13 protein-coding genes and 1 tRNA gene are annotated in these 16,130 nt (G+C 55.9%); all 14 read left to right on the top strand.

Annotated elements, in window-relative coordinates:
- On the top strand, positions 1–96 hold a 96-nt coding region (locus AC07PQ_RS30570; protein WP_080966996.1), incomplete at its 5' end, for an EF-Tu C-terminal domain-related protein.
- Between the two features lie 53 nt (positions 97–149).
- Positions 150–225 (top strand) — tRNA-Trp (locus AC07PQ_RS30575).
- A gap of 45 nt (positions 226–270) precedes the next feature.
- Entirely contained in the window at positions 271–639 is a 369-nt protein-coding gene (gene secE / locus AC07PQ_RS30580; RefSeq protein WP_009045851.1) for a preprotein translocase subunit SecE, read from the top strand.
- 9 nt (positions 640–648) lie between these two features.
- The gene (nusG, locus tag AC07PQ_RS30585; RefSeq protein WP_002555501.1) at positions 649–1,182 is read left to right on the top strand and encodes a transcription termination/antitermination protein NusG; all 534 of its coding nucleotides are present in this window, start codon (positions 649–651) and stop codon (positions 1,180–1,182) included.
- A gap of 118 nt (positions 1,183–1,300) precedes the next feature.
- Positions 1,301–1,732, top strand: coding sequence for a 50S ribosomal protein L11 (gene rplK / locus AC07PQ_RS30590; RefSeq protein WP_003176435.1), 432 nt, complete (start codon positions 1,301–1,303; stop codon positions 1,730–1,732).
- On the top strand, positions 1,732–2,427 hold the full coding sequence (rplA, locus tag AC07PQ_RS30595) for a 50S ribosomal protein L1 (RefSeq protein ID WP_007925952.1): 696 nt from the start codon (positions 1,732–1,734) through the stop codon (positions 2,425–2,427). The genes rplK and rplA overlap by 1 nt, the downstream gene beginning before the upstream one ends.
- 198 nt (positions 2,428–2,625) lie before the next feature.
- Positions 2,626–3,126, top strand: coding sequence for a 50S ribosomal protein L10 (gene rplJ, locus AC07PQ_RS30600; protein WP_007925954.1), 501 nt, complete (start codon positions 2,626–2,628; stop codon positions 3,124–3,126).
- Between the two features lie 80 nt (positions 3,127–3,206).
- Positions 3,207–3,572 (top strand): 50S ribosomal protein L7/L12, encoded by a 366-nt coding sequence (gene rplL, locus AC07PQ_RS30605; protein ID WP_007925956.1) that lies wholly within the window; start codon positions 3,207–3,209, stop codon positions 3,570–3,572.
- 219 nt (positions 3,573–3,791) lie between these two features.
- Complete coding sequence (gene rpoB, locus AC07PQ_RS30610) at positions 3,792–7,865, top strand: DNA-directed RNA polymerase subunit beta (RefSeq protein ID WP_007925957.1); 4,074 nt, start codon at positions 3,792–3,794, stop codon at positions 7,863–7,865.
- A gap of 64 nt (positions 7,866–7,929) precedes the next feature.
- Positions 7,930–12,129 carry a DNA-directed RNA polymerase subunit beta' gene (gene rpoC / locus AC07PQ_RS30615; protein WP_007925958.1) on the top strand — a complete coding sequence of 1,400 codons (4,200 nt, stop codon included), beginning with the start codon at positions 7,930–7,932 and terminating at the stop codon, positions 12,127–12,129.
- A gap of 200 nt (positions 12,130–12,329) precedes the next feature.
- Positions 12,330–12,701 carry a 30S ribosomal protein S12 gene (rpsL, locus tag AC07PQ_RS30620; protein WP_003186084.1) on the top strand — a complete coding sequence of 124 codons (372 nt, stop codon included), beginning with the start codon at positions 12,330–12,332 and terminating at the stop codon, positions 12,699–12,701.
- 110 nt (positions 12,702–12,811) lie between these two features.
- Positions 12,812–13,282 (top strand): 30S ribosomal protein S7, encoded by a 471-nt coding sequence (gene rpsG, locus AC07PQ_RS30625; RefSeq protein WP_007925959.1) that lies wholly within the window; start codon positions 12,812–12,814, stop codon positions 13,280–13,282.
- Between the two features lie 30 nt (positions 13,283–13,312).
- Positions 13,313–15,442, top strand: coding sequence for an elongation factor G (gene fusA / locus AC07PQ_RS30630; RefSeq protein ID WP_007925960.1), 2,130 nt, complete (start codon positions 13,313–13,315; stop codon positions 15,440–15,442).
- 30 nt (positions 15,443–15,472) lie between these two features.
- A partial coding sequence (locus tag AC07PQ_RS30635) for a GTP-binding protein (RefSeq protein ID WP_495072400.1) occupies positions 15,473–16,130 on the top strand: 658 nt, incomplete at its 3' end.

A 16,130-nucleotide genomic window follows, 5' to 3' on the forward strand; every position in this document is an offset into this window, starting at 1 on the left:
ATCAAAACCATCGCGATGGAAGATGGTCTGCGTTTCGCTATCCGTGAAGGCGGTCGTACCGTCGGCGCTGGCGTCGTGGCCAAAGTCATCGAGTAAGTTCTTGATATATCTCCATCGGGCCGGCATAATGGTCGGCCTGATTTTGTTTTAGGTCAGTAGCTCAATTGGCAGAGCGACGGTCTCCAAAACCGTAGGTTGGGGGTTCGATTCCCTCCTGACCTGCCAGATTCACTCGGTGTGTCTGGCTTTCTTTTCACAGGATCTTCATAGATGACTCCTAAAGCTGAAGCTCAAGGCTCTCGCTTCGATCTGCTCAAGTGGCTTGTAGTAGTTGCTTTGGTGGTCGTTGGCGTTGTCGGTAATCAGTATTACTCCGCTTCGCCGATCCTGTACCGCGTACTCGCTTTGCTTGCTATCGCTGCTGTAGCTGCCTTTGTAGGCCTGCAGACTGCCAAGGGCAAGTCTTTCTTTGTACTGGTTAAGGAAGCTCGCACCGAGATTCGTAAAGTCGTATGGCCAACTCGCCAAGAAACCACGCAGACCACGTTGATCGTAGTGGCTGTTGTTCTGGTTATGGCGTTGCTGTTGTGGGGGCTTGATTCCCTGCTCGGCTGGCTCGTTTCCTTGATTGTTGGCTAAGGGTGTCCCGTGGCTAAGCGTTGGTACGTTGTGCATGCTTACTCGGGTTACGAGAAGCATGTAATGCGTTCGTTGATCGAGCGCGTAAAGCTGGCTGGCATGGAAGATGGCTTTGGTGAAATTCTGGTTCCCACTGAAGAAGTGGTTGAGATGCGTAATGGCCAGAAACGCAAAAGCGAGCGCAAGTTCTTCCCTGGTTATGTGCTGGTTCAGATGGATATGAATGAGGGTACTTGGCACTTGGTCAAGGATACTCCTCGGGTGATGGGTTTTATCGGTGGTACTGCCGACAAACCTGCGCCAATCACGGACAAAGAGGCAGAAGCCATTCTGCGTCGTGTTGCTGATGGTAGTGACAAGCCTAAGCCTAAGACTCTGTTCGAGCCGGGTGAGGTTGTTCGTGTTACCGATGGTCCGTTCGCTGACTTTAACGGCACCGTCGAAGAAGTTAACTACGAAAAGAGCCGGATCCAAGTGGCTGTGCTCATTTTTGGTCGCTCTACTCCGGTAGAGCTAGAGTTCAGCCAGGTCGAAAAGGCATAGCTGAACGAGAATCCCATACCCCGCAGCCCAAGGCTGTGGGGTTTTGTCGTCACTGGGATAAACGCGCAAGTAACCGGGGAGCCTTTCCAGGCGTTTGAACCCGTAATTGGAGTGCCTCATGGCTAAGAAGATTACTGCTTACATCAAGCTGCAAGTGAAGGCCGCACAGGCCAACCCAAGTCCACCCGTCGGTCCAGCACTGGGTCAGCACGGCGTGAACATCATGGAATTCTGCAAGGCCTTCAACGCCCGTACCCAGGGTCTTGAGCCAGGTCTGCCGACTCCTGTGATCATCACTGTTTACAGTGACCGCAGCTTCACTTTCGAAACTAAGAGCACCCCTGCTTCGGTTCTGCTGAAGAAAGCTGCTGGCCTGACCAGCGGTTCCGCTCGTCCGAACACCGTTAAGGTTGGCACTGTTACCCGTGCTCAGTTGGAAGAAATCGCGAAAACCAAAAACGCGGATCTGACTGCAGCTGATATGGATGCAGCCGTGCGTACTATCGCCGGTTCTGCTCGTAGCATGGGCCTTAACGTGGAGGGTGTGTAATGGCTAAGCTGACCAAGCGCCAAAAGGCTATCGCCGGCAAGATTGAAGCGGGCAAGGCCTACAGCTTCGTAGACGCAGCTGCTCTCCTGACCGAGCTGTCGACCGTCAAGTTCAGCGAGTCTGTTGACGTCGCTGTAAACTTGGGCGTTGACCCACGTAAGTCCGACCAGGTTGTTCGCAGCGCTACCGTGCTGCCTCACGGCACTGGCAAGACTGTACGTGTAGCTGTGTTCACCCAAGGTCCAGCCGCTGAAGCTGCCCTGGCTGCCGGCGCTGATCGCGTAGGCATGGACGACCTGGCTGCCGAAATGAAAGGCGGCGACCTGAACTATGACGTAGTTATTGCTTCCCCGGATGCAATGCGCGTTGTAGGTCAGCTGGGCCAGATCCTCGGTCCACGTGGTCTGATGCCTAACCCCAAGGTTGGTACCGTAACTCCAGACGTAGCTGGCGCTGTTAAAAACGCCAAGGCTGGTCAGGTTCGTTATCGCACCGACAAAAACGGCATTATCCATACCTCCGTTGGCAAGGTCGGCTTCGACGCCGTCAAGCTGAAGGAAAACGTTGAAGCCCTGATCGCTGACCTGAAGCGTATCAAGCCAGCTTCCTCGAAAGGTATCTACGTCAAGCGCGTTACCCTGAGCACCACCATGGGCCCAGGTCTGGTCATCGACCAAGGCTCGCTGGACGTATAAGACACAGGTTGGCGCAAGAGATTGCGCCAATTGAAAGATTGGGGTCCCTGCCTGGCGGGGGCTATCCAAGACCGTAGGCGACGCAAGTCTTAAACCACAAGCCTACGCAGATGGTGCTCCCGGTTCCTTACCGAATCAGACACCAAAACGACATCCGACCTCGGTTGGATGAAACGGTAACAAGCAGGAGTTAAACCCGTGGCAATTAAACTCGAAGACAAGAAGGCCATCGTCGCTGAAGTCAACGAGGCTGCCAAAGGCGCTCTGTCCGCTGTCGTGGCTGATGCCCGTGGTGTGACAGTAGGCGCTATGACCGGACTCCGTAAAGAGGCCCGCGAAGCTGGCGTGTATGTACGTGTCGTACGTAACACCCTGCTCAAGCGCGCTGTTGAAGGCACTCAATATGACGTGCTCAACGACGCGTTCGTCGGCCCTACCCTGATTGCATTCTCCAAGGAACATCCGGGCGCTGCTGCTCGTATTTTCAAAGAGTTCGCAAAGGGTCAGGAAAAGTTCGAGATCAAGGCAGCTGCGTTCGAGGGCAAGTACCTCGCAGCAAACGAGATCGACGTGTTGGCTTCGCTGCCAACTCGCGACGAAGCTATTGCGAAGCTGATGAGCGTGATCCAAGGCGCTACCAGCAAGCTGGCTCGTACTCTGGCGGCCATTCGCGACCAGAAAGAAGCTGCTGCTGCCTAAGGCACTGCAAGCCCTTTCAAAATCATATGTTTAATTTGATGGCTGCGTAGGCTGTCACCCCAATACAGGAATTTATAGTCATGTCTCTGACTAACGAGCAAATCATCGAAGCAATCGGCCAGAAAACCGTTCTGGAAGTTGTTGAGCTGATCAAAGCAATGGAAGAAACCTTCGGCGTTACCGCTGCTGTTGCCGCTGCTGGTCCAGCTGCTGCTGCCGCTGTTGTTGAAGAGCAAACTGAATTCAACGTCATGCTGACCGAAGCTGGCGAGAAGAAAGTTAACGTGATCAAGGCTGTACGTGAACTGACCGGTCTGGGCCTGAAAGAGGCCAAGGCTGTAGTTGACGGTGCTCCTGCCATGGTTCTGGAAGGCGTTGCTAAAGAAGCCGCTGACAAAGCCAAAGCAGCTCTGGAAGAAGCAGGCGCTAAAGTCGAGCTGAAGTAAGCATCGACTTTGTGTCTCCAGCCCAAGCGTTAAGCTGAGGCTGATGGCTGGTGGCTCTTGCCACCGGCCTTTTTCCGTTATTGGCAGCCGACTGGGTCGGTGTCTCTAACGTGCTGTAACCACCCTGTGCGGTGGAGCAAACCAAAGGGTTTGCACGATTTTCTGGCTGCTCCCGTCGGGAGGGGCCAAATAAGCAGGTGACCAAGCTGGGGAACGCTGATGGCTTACTCATATACTGAGAAAAAACGTATCCGCAAGGACTTTAGCAAGTTGCCGGACGTCATGGATGTGCCGTACCTCCTGGCCATCCAGCTGGATTCGTATCGTGAATTCTTGCAAGCGGGAGCGACTAAAGATCAGTTCCGCGACGTGGGCCTGCATGCGGCCTTCAAATCCGTTTTCCCGATCATCAGCTACTCCGGCAATGCTGCGTTGGAGTATGTCGGTTATCGCTTGGGCGAACCGGCATTTGATGTCAAAGAATGCGTGCTGCGCGGTGTAACTTACGCCGTACCTTTGCGGGTAAAAGTTCGTCTGATCATTTTCGACAAAGAATCGTCGAACAAAGCGATCAAGGACATCAAAGAGCAAGAAGTCTACATGGGTGAAATCCCCCTGATGACTGAGAACGGTACCTTCGTAATCAACGGTACCGAGCGTGTAATCGTTTCCCAGCTGCACCGTTCCCCTGGCGTATTCTTCGACCACGACCGTGGCAAGACGCACAGCTCCGGTAAGCTGCTGTACTCCGCACGTATCATTCCTTACCGCGGTTCCTGGTTGGACTTCGAGTTCGACCCGAAAGACTGCGTGTTCGTGCGTATCGACCGTCGTCGCAAGCTTCCTGCATCGGTACTGCTACGTGCGCTGGGCTACACCACTGAAGAAGTGCTGGATGCTTTCTACACCACCAACGTATTCCATGTGCGCGGCGAAAGCCTGAGCCTGGAGCTGGTGCCTCAGCGCCTGCGCGGTGAAATTGCAGTCCTCGATATTCAGGATGACAAAGGCAAGGTTATTGTCGAGCAGGGTCGTCGTATTACCGCTCGTCACATCAACCAGCTGGAAAAAGCCGGGATCAAAGAGCTGGAAGTGCCTCTGGACTACGTCCTGGGTCGTACTACCGCCAAGGTCATCGTGCATCCGGCCACCGGCGAAATCCTGGCAGAGTGCAACACTGAGCTGAACACCGAGATCCTGGCGAAGATCGCCAAGGCTCAGGTCGTGCGTATCGAAACGCTGTACACCAACGATATCGATTGCGGTCCGTTTGTTTCCGACACTCTGAAGATCGACTCCACCACCAACCAGCTGGAAGCGTTGGTCGAGATCTATCGCATGATGCGTCCTGGCGAGCCTCCAACCAAGGATGCGGCCGAGACCCTGTTCAACAACCTGTTCTTCAGCCCTGAGCGCTATGACCTGTCTGCGGTCGGCCGGATGAAGTTCAACCGTCGTATCGGTCGTACCGAGATCGAAGGTTCGGGCGTGTTGTGCAAGGAAGACATCGTTGCTGTTCTGAAGACACTGGTCGACATCCGTAACGGCAAAGGCATCGTCGATGACATCGACCACCTGGGTAACCGTCGTGTTCGCTGCGTAGGCGAAATGGCCGAGAACCAGTTCCGCGTTGGCCTGGTGCGTGTTGAGCGTGCGGTCAAAGAGCGTCTGTCGATGGCTGAAAGCGAAGGCCTGATGCCGCAAGACCTGATCAATGCCAAGCCTGTGGCTGCGGCGGTGAAAGAGTTCTTCGGTTCCAGCCAGCTGTCCCAGTTCATGGACCAGAACAACCCGCTGTCCGAGATCACCCACAAGCGTCGTGTCTCCGCACTCGGCCCGGGCGGTCTGACCCGTGAGCGCGCAGGCTTCGAAGTTCGTGACGTACACCCGACTCACTATGGTCGTGTATGTCCGATTGAAACGCCGGAAGGGCCGAACATCGGTCTGATCAACTCCTTGGCGGCCTATGCTCGCACCAACCAGTACGGTTTCCTCGAGAGCCCGTACCGTGTGGTGAAAGAAGGTCTGGTGACCGACGAGATCGTGTTCCTGTCCGCTATCGAAGAGGCCGATCACGTGATCGCCCAGGCTTCGGCGACCATGAACGATAAAGGTCAGCTGATCGATGAGCTGGTAGCTGTTCGTCACTTGAACGAATTCACCGTCAAGGCGCCGGAAGACGTCACCTTGATGGACGTTTCGCCGAAGCAGGTAGTTTCGGTTGCGGCGTCGCTGATTCCGTTCCTCGAGCACGACGACGCCAACCGTGCGTTGATGGGTTCGAACATGCAGCGTCAGGCTGTACCAACCCTGCGTGCCGACAAGCCGCTGGTAGGTACCGGCATGGAGCGTAACGTTGCCCGTGACTCCGGCGTTTGCGTCGTGGCTCGTCGTGGCGGCGTGATCGACTCGGTTGACGCCAGCCGTATCGTGGTTCGTGTTGCAGATGACGAAGTTGAACCAGGCGAAGCCGGTGTCGACATCTACAACCTGACCAAATACACCCGCTCCAACCAGAACACCTGCATCAACCAGCGTCCGCTGGTGAGCAAGGGCGATCGGGTTCAGCGTAGCGACATCATGGCCGACGGTCCGTCCACCGACATGGGTGAGCTGGCTCTGGGTCAGAACATGCGCATCGCGTTCATGGCATGGAACGGCTTCAACTTCGAAGACTCCATCTGCCTGTCCGAGCGCGTGGTTCAGGAAGACCGCTTCACCACGATCCACATCCAGGAACTGACCTGTGTGGCCCGTGACACCAAGCTTGGCCCAGAGGAAATCACTGCAGACATCCCGAACGTGGGCGAGGCTGCACTGAACAAGCTGGACGAAGCCGGTATCGTTTATGTGGGTGCTGAAGTTGGCGCAGGCGACATCCTGGTCGGTAAGGTCACTCCGAAAGGCGAGACCCAGCTGACTCCGGAAGAGAAACTGCTGCGTGCAATCTTCGGTGAAAAAGCCAGCGACGTTAAAGACACTTCCCTGCGTGTGCCTACCGGTACCAAGGGTACTGTCATCGACGTACAGGTCTTCACTCGCGACGGCGTGGAGCGTGACGCTCGTGCCCTGTCGATCGAGAAGAGCCAGCTCGACGAGATCCGTAAGGATCTGAACGAAGAGTTCCGTATCGTTGAAGGCGCCACTTTCGAACGTCTGCGTTCCGCTCTGGTCGGCCACAAAGCCGAAGGCGGCGCCGGTCTGAAGAAAGGTCAGGAAATCACCGACGAAGTACTCGACGGTCTTGAGCATGGTCAGTGGTTCAAACTGCGCATGGCTGAAGATGCTCTGAACGAGCAGCTCGAGAAGGCCCAGGCCTACATCGTTGATCGCCGCCGTCTGCTGGACGACAAGTTCGAAGACAAGAAGCGCAAACTGCAGCAGGGCGATGACCTGGCTCCAGGCGTGCTGAAAATCGTCAAGGTTTACCTGGCAATCCGCCGCCGCATCCAGCCGGGCGACAAGATGGCCGGTCGTCACGGTAACAAGGGTGTGGTCTCCGTGATCATGCCGGTTGAAGACATGCCGCACGATGCCAACGGCACCCCGGTCGACGTCGTCCTCAACCCGTTGGGCGTACCTTCGCGTATGAACGTTGGTCAGATTCTCGAAACCCACCTGGGCCTCGCGGCCAAAGGTCTGGGCGAGAAGATCAACCGCATGGTCGAAGAGCAGCGCAAGGTCGCGGAACTGCGTAAGTTCCTGGACGAGATCTACAACCAGATCGGCGGTCGTAACGAAGATCTGGATAGCTTCTCCGATCAGGAAATCCTGGATCTGGCGAAGAACCTGCGCGGCGGCGTGCCGATGGCCACTCCGGTGTTCGACGGTGCCAAGGAAAGCGAAATCAAGGCCATGCTGAAACTGGCGGACCTGCCAGAAAGCGGCCAGATGCAGCTGACCGACGGCCGTACCGGCAACAAGTTCGAGCGCCCGGTTACTGTTGGCTACATGTACATGCTGAAGCTGAACCACTTGGTAGACGACAAGATGCACGCTCGTTCTACCGGTTCGTACAGCCTGGTTACCCAGCAGCCGCTGGGTGGTAAGGCGCAGTTCGGTGGTCAGCGTTTCGGGGAGATGGAGGTCTGGGCACTGGAAGCATACGGTGCTGCATACACTCTGCAAGAAATGCTCACAGTGAAGTCGGACGATGTGAACGGTCGGACCAAGATGTACAAAAACATCGTGGACGGCGATCACCGTATGGAGCCGGGCATGCCCGAGTCCTTCAACGTGTTGATCAAAGAAATTCGTTCCCTCGGCATCGATATCGATCTGGAAACCGAATAACACGTGACGCGAATCGAGAGCGGGGCAGGATTGCCCGCTCTCTGCTCCGCCAGGAGGAAAGGCCTTGAAAGACCTACTGAATTTGCTGAAAAACCAGGGTCAAGTCGAAGAGTTCGACGCCATCCGTATCGGATTGGCCTCGCCTGAGATGATCCGTTCGTGGTCGTTCGGTGAAGTTAAAAAGCCGGAAACCATCAACTACCGTACGTTCAAGCCTGAGCGTGACGGCCTGTTCTGCGCCAAGATCTTTGGCCCGGTAAAGGATTACGAGTGCCTGTGCGGTAAGTACAAGCGCTTGAAGCATCGTGGCGTGATCTGCGAGAAGTGCGGCGTTGAAGTTGCACTGGCCAAGGTTCGTCGTGAGCGCATGGCGCACATTGAACTGGCTTCGCCGGTTGCCCACATCTGGTTCCTGAAATCGCTGCCGTCCCGTATCGGCCTGCTGATGGACATGACCCTGCGTGATATCGAGCGCGTTCTCTACTTCGAGAGCTACGTCGTTATCGACCCGGGCATGACCACTCTGGAAAAGGGTCAGCTGCTGAACGACGAGCAGTATTTCGAAGCGCTGGAAGAGTTCGGTGACGACTTCGACGCCCGCATGGGTGCCGAGGCTGTCCGCGAGCTGCTGCACGCTATCGACCTGGAGCACGAGATTGGCCGTCTGCGCGAAGAGATTCCGCAAACCAACTCGGAAACCAAGATCAAGAAGCTGTCCAAGCGTCTGAAGTTGATGGAAGCCTTCCAGGGTTCCGGCAACCTGCCAGAGTGGATGGTGCTGACCGTTCTGCCGGTTCTGCCGCCAGATCTGCGTCCACTGGTCCCGCTGGATGGCGGTCGTTTCGCGACTTCCGACCTCAACGATCTGTATCGTCGAGTGATCAACCGTAACAACCGTTTGAAGCGCCTGCTGGATCTGTCCGCTCCGGACATCATCGTGCGCAACGAAAAGCGTATGTTGCAGGAAGCCGTCGACGCACTGCTCGACAACGGTCGTCGTGGCCGCGCTATCACCGGTTCCAACAAGCGTCCTCTGAAATCCCTGGCCGACATGATCAAGGGTAAGCAAGGTCGTTTCCGTCAGAACTTGCTCGGTAAGCGTGTTGACTACTCCGGTCGTTCGGTAATTACCGTAGGTCCGACCCTGCGTCTGCACCAGTGCGGTCTGCCTAAGAAAATGGCTCTCGAGCTGTTCAAACCGTTCATTTTCGGCAAGTTGGAAATGCGTGGCCTGGCCACCACCATCAAAGCCGCGAAGAAAATGGTCGAGCGCGAGCTGCCAGAGGTCTGGGACGTTCTCGCCGAAGTGATTCGCGAACACCCAGTGCTCCTCAACCGTGCACCGACCCTTCACCGTCTGGGTATCCAGGCGTTTGAGCCAGTACTGATCGAAGGTAAGGCTATCCAGCTGCATCCTCTGGTCTGTGCTGCGTACAACGCCGACTTCGACGGCGACCAAATGGCCGTGCACGTACCGCTGACACTGGAAGCCCAGCTGGAAGCGCGTGCGTTGATGATGTCGACCAACAACATCCTGTCACCAGCCAACGGTGAGCCGATCATCGTTCCGTCGCAGGACGTTGTATTGGGTCTGTACTACATGACTCGTGAAGCGATCAACGCCAAGGGCGAAGGTCGTGTGTTCGCGGATCTGCAGGAAGTTGACCGTGTATTCCGTGCCGGCGAAGCCGCACTGCATGCCAAGGTCAAGGTGCGGATCACCGAAACCGTCAATGACCGTGATGGCGGCAGCGTGACCAACACTCGTATCGTCGATACCACTGTCGGCCGTGCGCTGTTGTTCCAGGTTGTGCCAAAAGGGCTGTCGTACGACGTCGTCAACCTGCCGATGAAGAAAAAGGCGATCTCCAAGCTGATCAACCAGTGCTACCGCGTGGTTGGTCTGAAAGAGACTGTGATCTTCGCTGACCAGTTGATGTACACCGGTTTCGCCTACTCGACCATTTCCGGCGTTTCCATCGGTGTTAACGACTTCGTTATCCCGGATGAAAAAGCCCGCATCATCGGTGCTGCCACCGACGAAGTGAAAGAGATCGAGAGCCAGTACGCCTCCGGCCTGGTAACCCAGGGCGAGAAGTACAACAAAGTGATCGACCTTTGGTCGAAAGCGAACGACGAAGTCTCCAAGGCGATGATGGCCAACCTCTCGAAAGAGAAGGTCATCGACCGTCACGGCGACGAAGTCGAGCAAGAATCCTTCAACTCGATGTACATGATGGCCGACTCGGGTGCGCGGGGTTCCGCAGCACAGATTCGTCAGCTGGCCGGTATGCGTGGTCTGATGGCCAAGCCGGACGGTTCCATCATCGAAACGCCGATTACTGCGAACTTCCGTGAAGGTCTGAGCGTACTCCAGTACTTCATCTCGACTCACGGTGCTCGTAAAGGTCTGGCGGATACCGCGTTGAAAACTGCGAACTCCGGTTACCTGACTCGTCGTCTGGTGGACGTGGCGCAGGATCTGGTTGTAACCGAGATCGACTGTGGCACCGAACATGGCCTGGTAATGACTCCGCACATTGAAGGCGGCGACGTTGTAGAGCCGTTGGGTGAGCGCGTGTTGGGTCGTGTTATTGCCCGTGACGTATTCAAGCCAGGTACCGAGGACGTCATCGTTCCTGCCGGCACTCTGGTCGACGAGAAGTGGGTCGAGTTCATCGAGCTGAACAGCATCGACGAAGTGATCGTGCGTTCGCCGATCAGTTGCGAAACCCGCTATGGCATTTGCGCCAAGTGCTACGGCCGCGACTTGGCTCGTGGTCATCAGGTGAACATCGGTGAAGCTGTCGGCGTTATCGCTGCTCAGTCCATCGGTGAGCCGGGTACCCAGCTGACGATGCGTACGTTCCACATCGGTGGTGCGGCAAGCCGGACCTCCGCGGCCGACAGCGTTCAGGTGAAGAACGGTGGTACCGTCCGTCTGCATAACCTGAAGCACGTTGAGCGAGTGGATGGTCACCTGGTTGCTGTGTCCCGTTCCGGCGAGCTGGCGATCGCTGACGACTTCGGTCGTGAGCGTGAGCGTTACAAGCTGCCGTACGGTGCTGTGATTTCGGTTAAAGAAGGTGACAAGGTCGACGCTGGCTCTATCGTGGCCAAGTGGGATCCGCACACTCACCCAATCGTTACCGAAATGAAAGGTACCGTGACCTACGTGGGCATGGAAGAAGGCATCACGATCAAGCGTCAGACTGACGAATTGACCGGTATGACCAACATTGAAGTACTTGACGCGAAAGATCGTCCAGCTGCCGGTAAAGACATTCGTCCTGCCGTGAAGATGGTCGACGACAACGGCAAGGATCTGTTGCTGCCAGGCACTGACGTAATTGCTCAGTACTTCCTGCCAGCCAACGCCCTGGTCGGTGTAGCGGACGGCGCGAAGATCGCGATCGGTGATGTTATCGCTCGTATCCCGCAAGAAACTTCGAAGACCCGTGACATCACCGGTGGTCTGCCGCGTGTTGCCGACCTGTTCGAAGCTCGTCGTCCGAAAGAAGCCTCGATCCTGGCTGAAGTCAGCGGCACCATCGCGTTCGGTAAAGAGACCAAGGGCAAGCGCCGTCTGGTCATTACCCCGAACGACGGTAGCGATCCGTACGAAGAACTGATTCCGAAGTGGCGTCACCTGAACGTCTTCGAAGGCGAACAGGTAAACCGCGGCGAAGTTATCTCCGACGGTCCAAGCGATCCACACGACATCCTGCGTCTGCTGGGTGTGAGTGCGCTGGCCAAGTACATCGTGAACGAGATCCAGGACGTTTATCGCCTGCAGGGCGTGAAGATCAACGACAAGCACATCGAGACCATTCTGCGTCAGATGCTGCGTAAGGTTGAGATCGCTGAATCCGGCGATTCCAGCTTCATCAAGGGTGACCAGATGGAACTGACTCACGTACTGGTAGAGAACGAGCGTCTGAACACCGAAGACAAGTTTGTCGCCAAGTTCACCCGCGTTCTGCTGGGTATCACCAAGGCGTCGCTGTCGACCGAATCGTTCATCTCGGCGGCCTCTTTCCAAGAGACCACTCGCGTACTGACCGAAGCGGCGGTAACCGGCAAGCGCGATTACCTGCGCGGCCTGAAAGAAAACGTGGTCGTGGGTCGCCTGATCCCGGCTGGTACTGGCCTGGCCTATCACAGTGAGCGTAAGCGTCGCCGTGATGCAGACAAGCCTCTGCGCGTAAGCGCAAGTGAAGTTGAAGCTGCACTGACCGAAGCGCTGAACTCCAGCGGTAACTGAGGTCTGCAGTAGATTGAGATAGGGCCCTGGCTTTTCCGCTCACGAATCAAGACGATTTTGTCGGGGTTCGCTGATAGGGGAGGCCGGGGCCTTGCCTTGACTGGGGACAAGATCCTCTTTAGACTCTTGTACCCCTAAATTTGGTGGGGCTTGCGCCCTGCCATTTTGTTTATGTCGAAAGACAACAGTGGAGCTAGTAGATGGCAACTATCAACCAGCTGGTACGTCAGCCGCGTAAGCGTATCGTCGAGAAATCCGACGTGCCTGCGCTGCAGAACTGCCCGCAACGTCGTGGCGTGTGCACTCGCGTGTATACCACTACGCCGAAAAAACCTAACTCGGCATTGCGTAAAGTATGCCGTGTGCGTCTGACCAACGGTTTCGAGGTTTCCTCGTACATCGGTGGTGAAGGCCACAACCTGCAAGAGCACAGCGTGGTACTGATCCGCGGCGGTCGTGTAAAAGACTTGCCAGGTGTTCGTTACCACACCGTTCGCGGCTCCCTGGATACCTCCGGCGTTAAAGGTCGTAACCAAGGTCGTTCGAAGTACGGTACCAAGCGTCCGAAGTAATCGGCCGTTTTGCAGTTAATTATTTTATTGAGTCGATAAGAGTAAGGTCGGGCACGAGTCCTTTGGATCAACTGTCCCGAGCTAACCTGAAGACCGTTTGAGGGCTTATCATGCCAAGACGTCGCGTAGCAGCCAAACGTGAGATTCTGGACGATCCGAAATACGGAAGCCAGATCCTCGCCAAGTTCATGAACCACGTAATGGAAAGCGGCAAGAAAGCCGTTGCCGAGCGTATCGTTTATGGCGCGCTGGAAAAAGTTAAAGAACGCAAGAACAGCGATCCCCTGGAAATCTTCGAGAAAGCTCTCGACGCCATCGCTCCGCTGGTCGAAGTGAAGTCGCGCCGTGTTGGCGGTGCTACTTACCAGGTTCCGGTCGAAGTTCGTCCGTCCCGTCGTAACGCTCTGGCAATGCGCTGGTTGGTAGACTTCGCCCGTAAGCGCGGCGAGAAGTCTATGGCTCTGCGCTTGGCTGGCGAACTGCTGGATGCTGCCGAAGGCAAGGGTGCTGCAGTTAAGAAGCGTGAAGACGTACACCGTATGGCTGAAGCCAACAAGGCTTTCTCGCACTACCGCTTCTAATATCGGCATCATTCATTTTGCGAGGGCTTTATGGCTCGTACTACAGCAATCAACCGCTACCGTAACATCGGTATCTGTGCCCACGTTGACGCGGGCAAGACTACCACTACCGAGCGGATCCTGTTCTACACAGGTCTCAGCCACAAGATGGGTGAGGTGCATGACGGCGCTGCTACCACCGACTGGATGGTGCAGGAGCAGGAGCGTGGTATCACCATTACCTCTGCTGCTGTAACTACCTTCTGGAAAGGTTCGCGCGGCCAATACGATAACTATCGTGTAAACGTTATCGATACCCCGGGCCACGTAGACTTCACCATTGAAGTAGAGCGTTCGCTGCGCGTACTCGACGGCGCGGTCGTTGTGTTCTGCGGTACTTCCGGTGTTGAGCCTCAGTCCGAAACCGTATGGCGTCAAGCCAACAAATACGGCGTTCCACGTGTTGTTTACGTGAACAAGATGGACCGTGCCGGTGCCAACTTCCTGCGCGTTGTTGCTCAGATCAAAAACCGTCTGGGTCACACTCCGGTTCCAGTTCAGCTGGCTATCGGTGCAGAAGATAACTTCGAAGGTCAGATCGATCTGATCAAGATGAAGGCTATCTACTGGAACGACGACGACAAGGGTACTACCTATCGCGAGGAAGAAATTCCTGCCGATATGCTGGACCTGGCTAACGAGTGGCGCTCCAACATGGTTGAAGCTGCCGCCGAAGCCAACGAAGAGCTGATGAACAAGTACCTTGAAGAGGGTGAGTTGACTGTCGAAGAGATCAAGGCAGGCCTGCGCGCGCGCACCCTGGCCAGTGAGATCGTTCCGGCTGTCTGCGGTTCCTCGTTCAAGAACAAGGGCGTTCCGCTGGTTCTCGATGCTGTCATCGACTACCTGCCTGCTCCGACCGAGATCCCTGCAATCCAGGGTATCCATCCGGACAACATCGACGACGAAAACGCTCCGAAAATCGAGCGCCACGCCGACGACAGCGAACCGTTCTCGGCTCTGGCGTTCAAGATTGCTACTGACCCGTTCGTGGGTACCCTGACTTTCGTGCGCGTTTACTCGGGCATGCTGCAGTCTGGCGACTCCGTGATCAACTCGGTCAAGGGCAAGAAAGAGCGCGTTGGTCGTATGGTGCAGATGCACGCCAACCAGCGTGAAGAAATCAAGGAAGTGCTCGCGGGCGACATCGCTGCGCTGATCGGTATGAAGGACGTCACCACTGGTGACACCCTGTGTGATGCTGCCAGCCCGGTTATCCTCGAGCGTATGGACTTCCCTGAGCCGGTGATTTCGGTAGCTGTTGAGCCGAAAACCAAGCAAGACCAGGAGAAGATGGGTATTGCACTGGGCAAGCTGGCTCAGGAAGACCCGTCGTTCCGCGTCAAGACTGACGAAGAAACTGGTCAGACCATCATCTCGGGTATGGGTGAGCTTCACCTGGACATCCTCGTTGACCGCATGAAGCGCGAGTTCAACGTCGAAGCCAACATTGGTAAGCCGCAGGTTTCCTACCGCGAGAAGATCACCGTCGGCTGTGAAGTTGAAGGTAAGTTCGTTCGTCAATCCGGCGGTCGTGGCCAGTTCGGTCATTGCTGGATCCGTTTTGCTCCGGCAGACGTCGACGAAAAAGGCAATATCACTGAAGGTCTGGTGTTTGCCAACGAGGTCGTTGGTGGTGTGGTTCCGAAGGAATACATCCCGGCAATCCAGAAGGGTATCGAAGAGCAGATGAAGAACGGCGTTGTCGCCGGCTATCCGCTGATCGGCCTGAAGGCTACCGTGTTTGATGGTTCTTACCACGACGTCGACTCTAACGAGATGGCGTTTAAGGTAGCGGCCTCCATGGCGACCAAGCAGCTGCGTGAGAAGGGCAAGGGCGTAGTTCTTGAGCCGATCATGAAGGTTGAAGTAGTAACCCCTGAGGACTACATGGGTGACGTGATGGGTGACCTGAACCGTCGTCGTGGTCTGATCCAGGGTATGGAAGACTCGGTCTCTGGCAAGGTTATCCGTGCTGAAGTGCCGCTGGGTGAAATGTTCGGTTATGCGACCGACGTTCGTTCCATGTCCCAGGGTCGCGCGAGCTACTCCATGGAGTTCTCCAAGTACGCCGAAGCTCCGTCGAATATCGTCGAAGCACTCGTTAAAAAACAAGGCTAATCCAGCCCTTTAGGCAAGAGGTTCACTGTCGTGGCTAAAGAAAAATTTGAACGTAACAAACCGCACGTCAACGTTGGCACCATCGGTCACGTTGACCACGGTAAAACCACTCTGACCGCTGCACTGACTCGTGTTTGCTCCGAGGTTTTCGGTTCGGCTCGCGTTGACTTCGATAAGATCGACAGCGCTCCGGAAGAAAAGGCTCGTGGTATCACCATCAATACTGCGCACGTAGAGTACGATTCGAACATTCGTCACTACGCGCACGTTGACTGCCCAGGTCACGCCGACTACGTCAAAAACATGATCACTGGTGCTGCCCAGATGGACGGCGCGATCCTGGTTTGCTCGGCTGCCGATGGTCCGATGCCGCAAACTCGTGAGCACATCCTGCTGTCCCGTCAGGTAGGTGTTCCGTACATCGTTGTCTTCCTGAACAAGGCTGACATGGTGGACGACGCTGAGCTGCTGGAACTGGTTGAGATGGAAGTGCGCGACCTGCTGAGCACTTACGACTTCCCAGGTGATGACACTCCAATCATCATCGGTTCGGCTCTGATGGCTCTGAACGGCCAAGACGACAACGAAATGGGCACTACCGCTGTTAAGAAGCTGGTAGAAACTCTGGATACCTACATCCCAGAGCCAGAGCGTGCTATCGACAAGCCGTTCCTGATGCCAATCGAAG

This window comes from Pseudomonas sp. GW821-FHT09E12, assembly GCF_059416085.1.

Coding starts and splice junctions, on each gene's coding strand:
- secE (WP_009045851.1), top strand. CDS start 271: ATGACTCCTAAAGCTGAAGCTCAAGGCTCTCGCTTCGATCTGCTCAAG.
- rplK (WP_003176435.1), top strand. CDS start 1,301: ATGGCTAAGAAGATTACTGCTTACATCAAGCTGCAAGTGAAGGCCGCA.
- rplA (WP_007925952.1), top strand. CDS start 1,732: ATGGCTAAGCTGACCAAGCGCCAAAAGGCTATCGCCGGCAAGATTGAA.
- rplL (WP_007925956.1), top strand. CDS start 3,207: ATGTCTCTGACTAACGAGCAAATCATCGAAGCAATCGGCCAGAAAACC.
- rpoB (WP_007925957.1), top strand. CDS start 3,792: ATGGCTTACTCATATACTGAGAAAAAACGTATCCGCAAGGACTTTAGC.
- rpsL (WP_003186084.1), top strand. CDS start 12,330: ATGGCAACTATCAACCAGCTGGTACGTCAGCCGCGTAAGCGTATCGTC.
- rpsG (WP_007925959.1), top strand. CDS start 12,812: ATGCCAAGACGTCGCGTAGCAGCCAAACGTGAGATTCTGGACGATCCG.
- fusA (WP_007925960.1), top strand. CDS start 13,313: ATGGCTCGTACTACAGCAATCAACCGCTACCGTAACATCGGTATCTGT.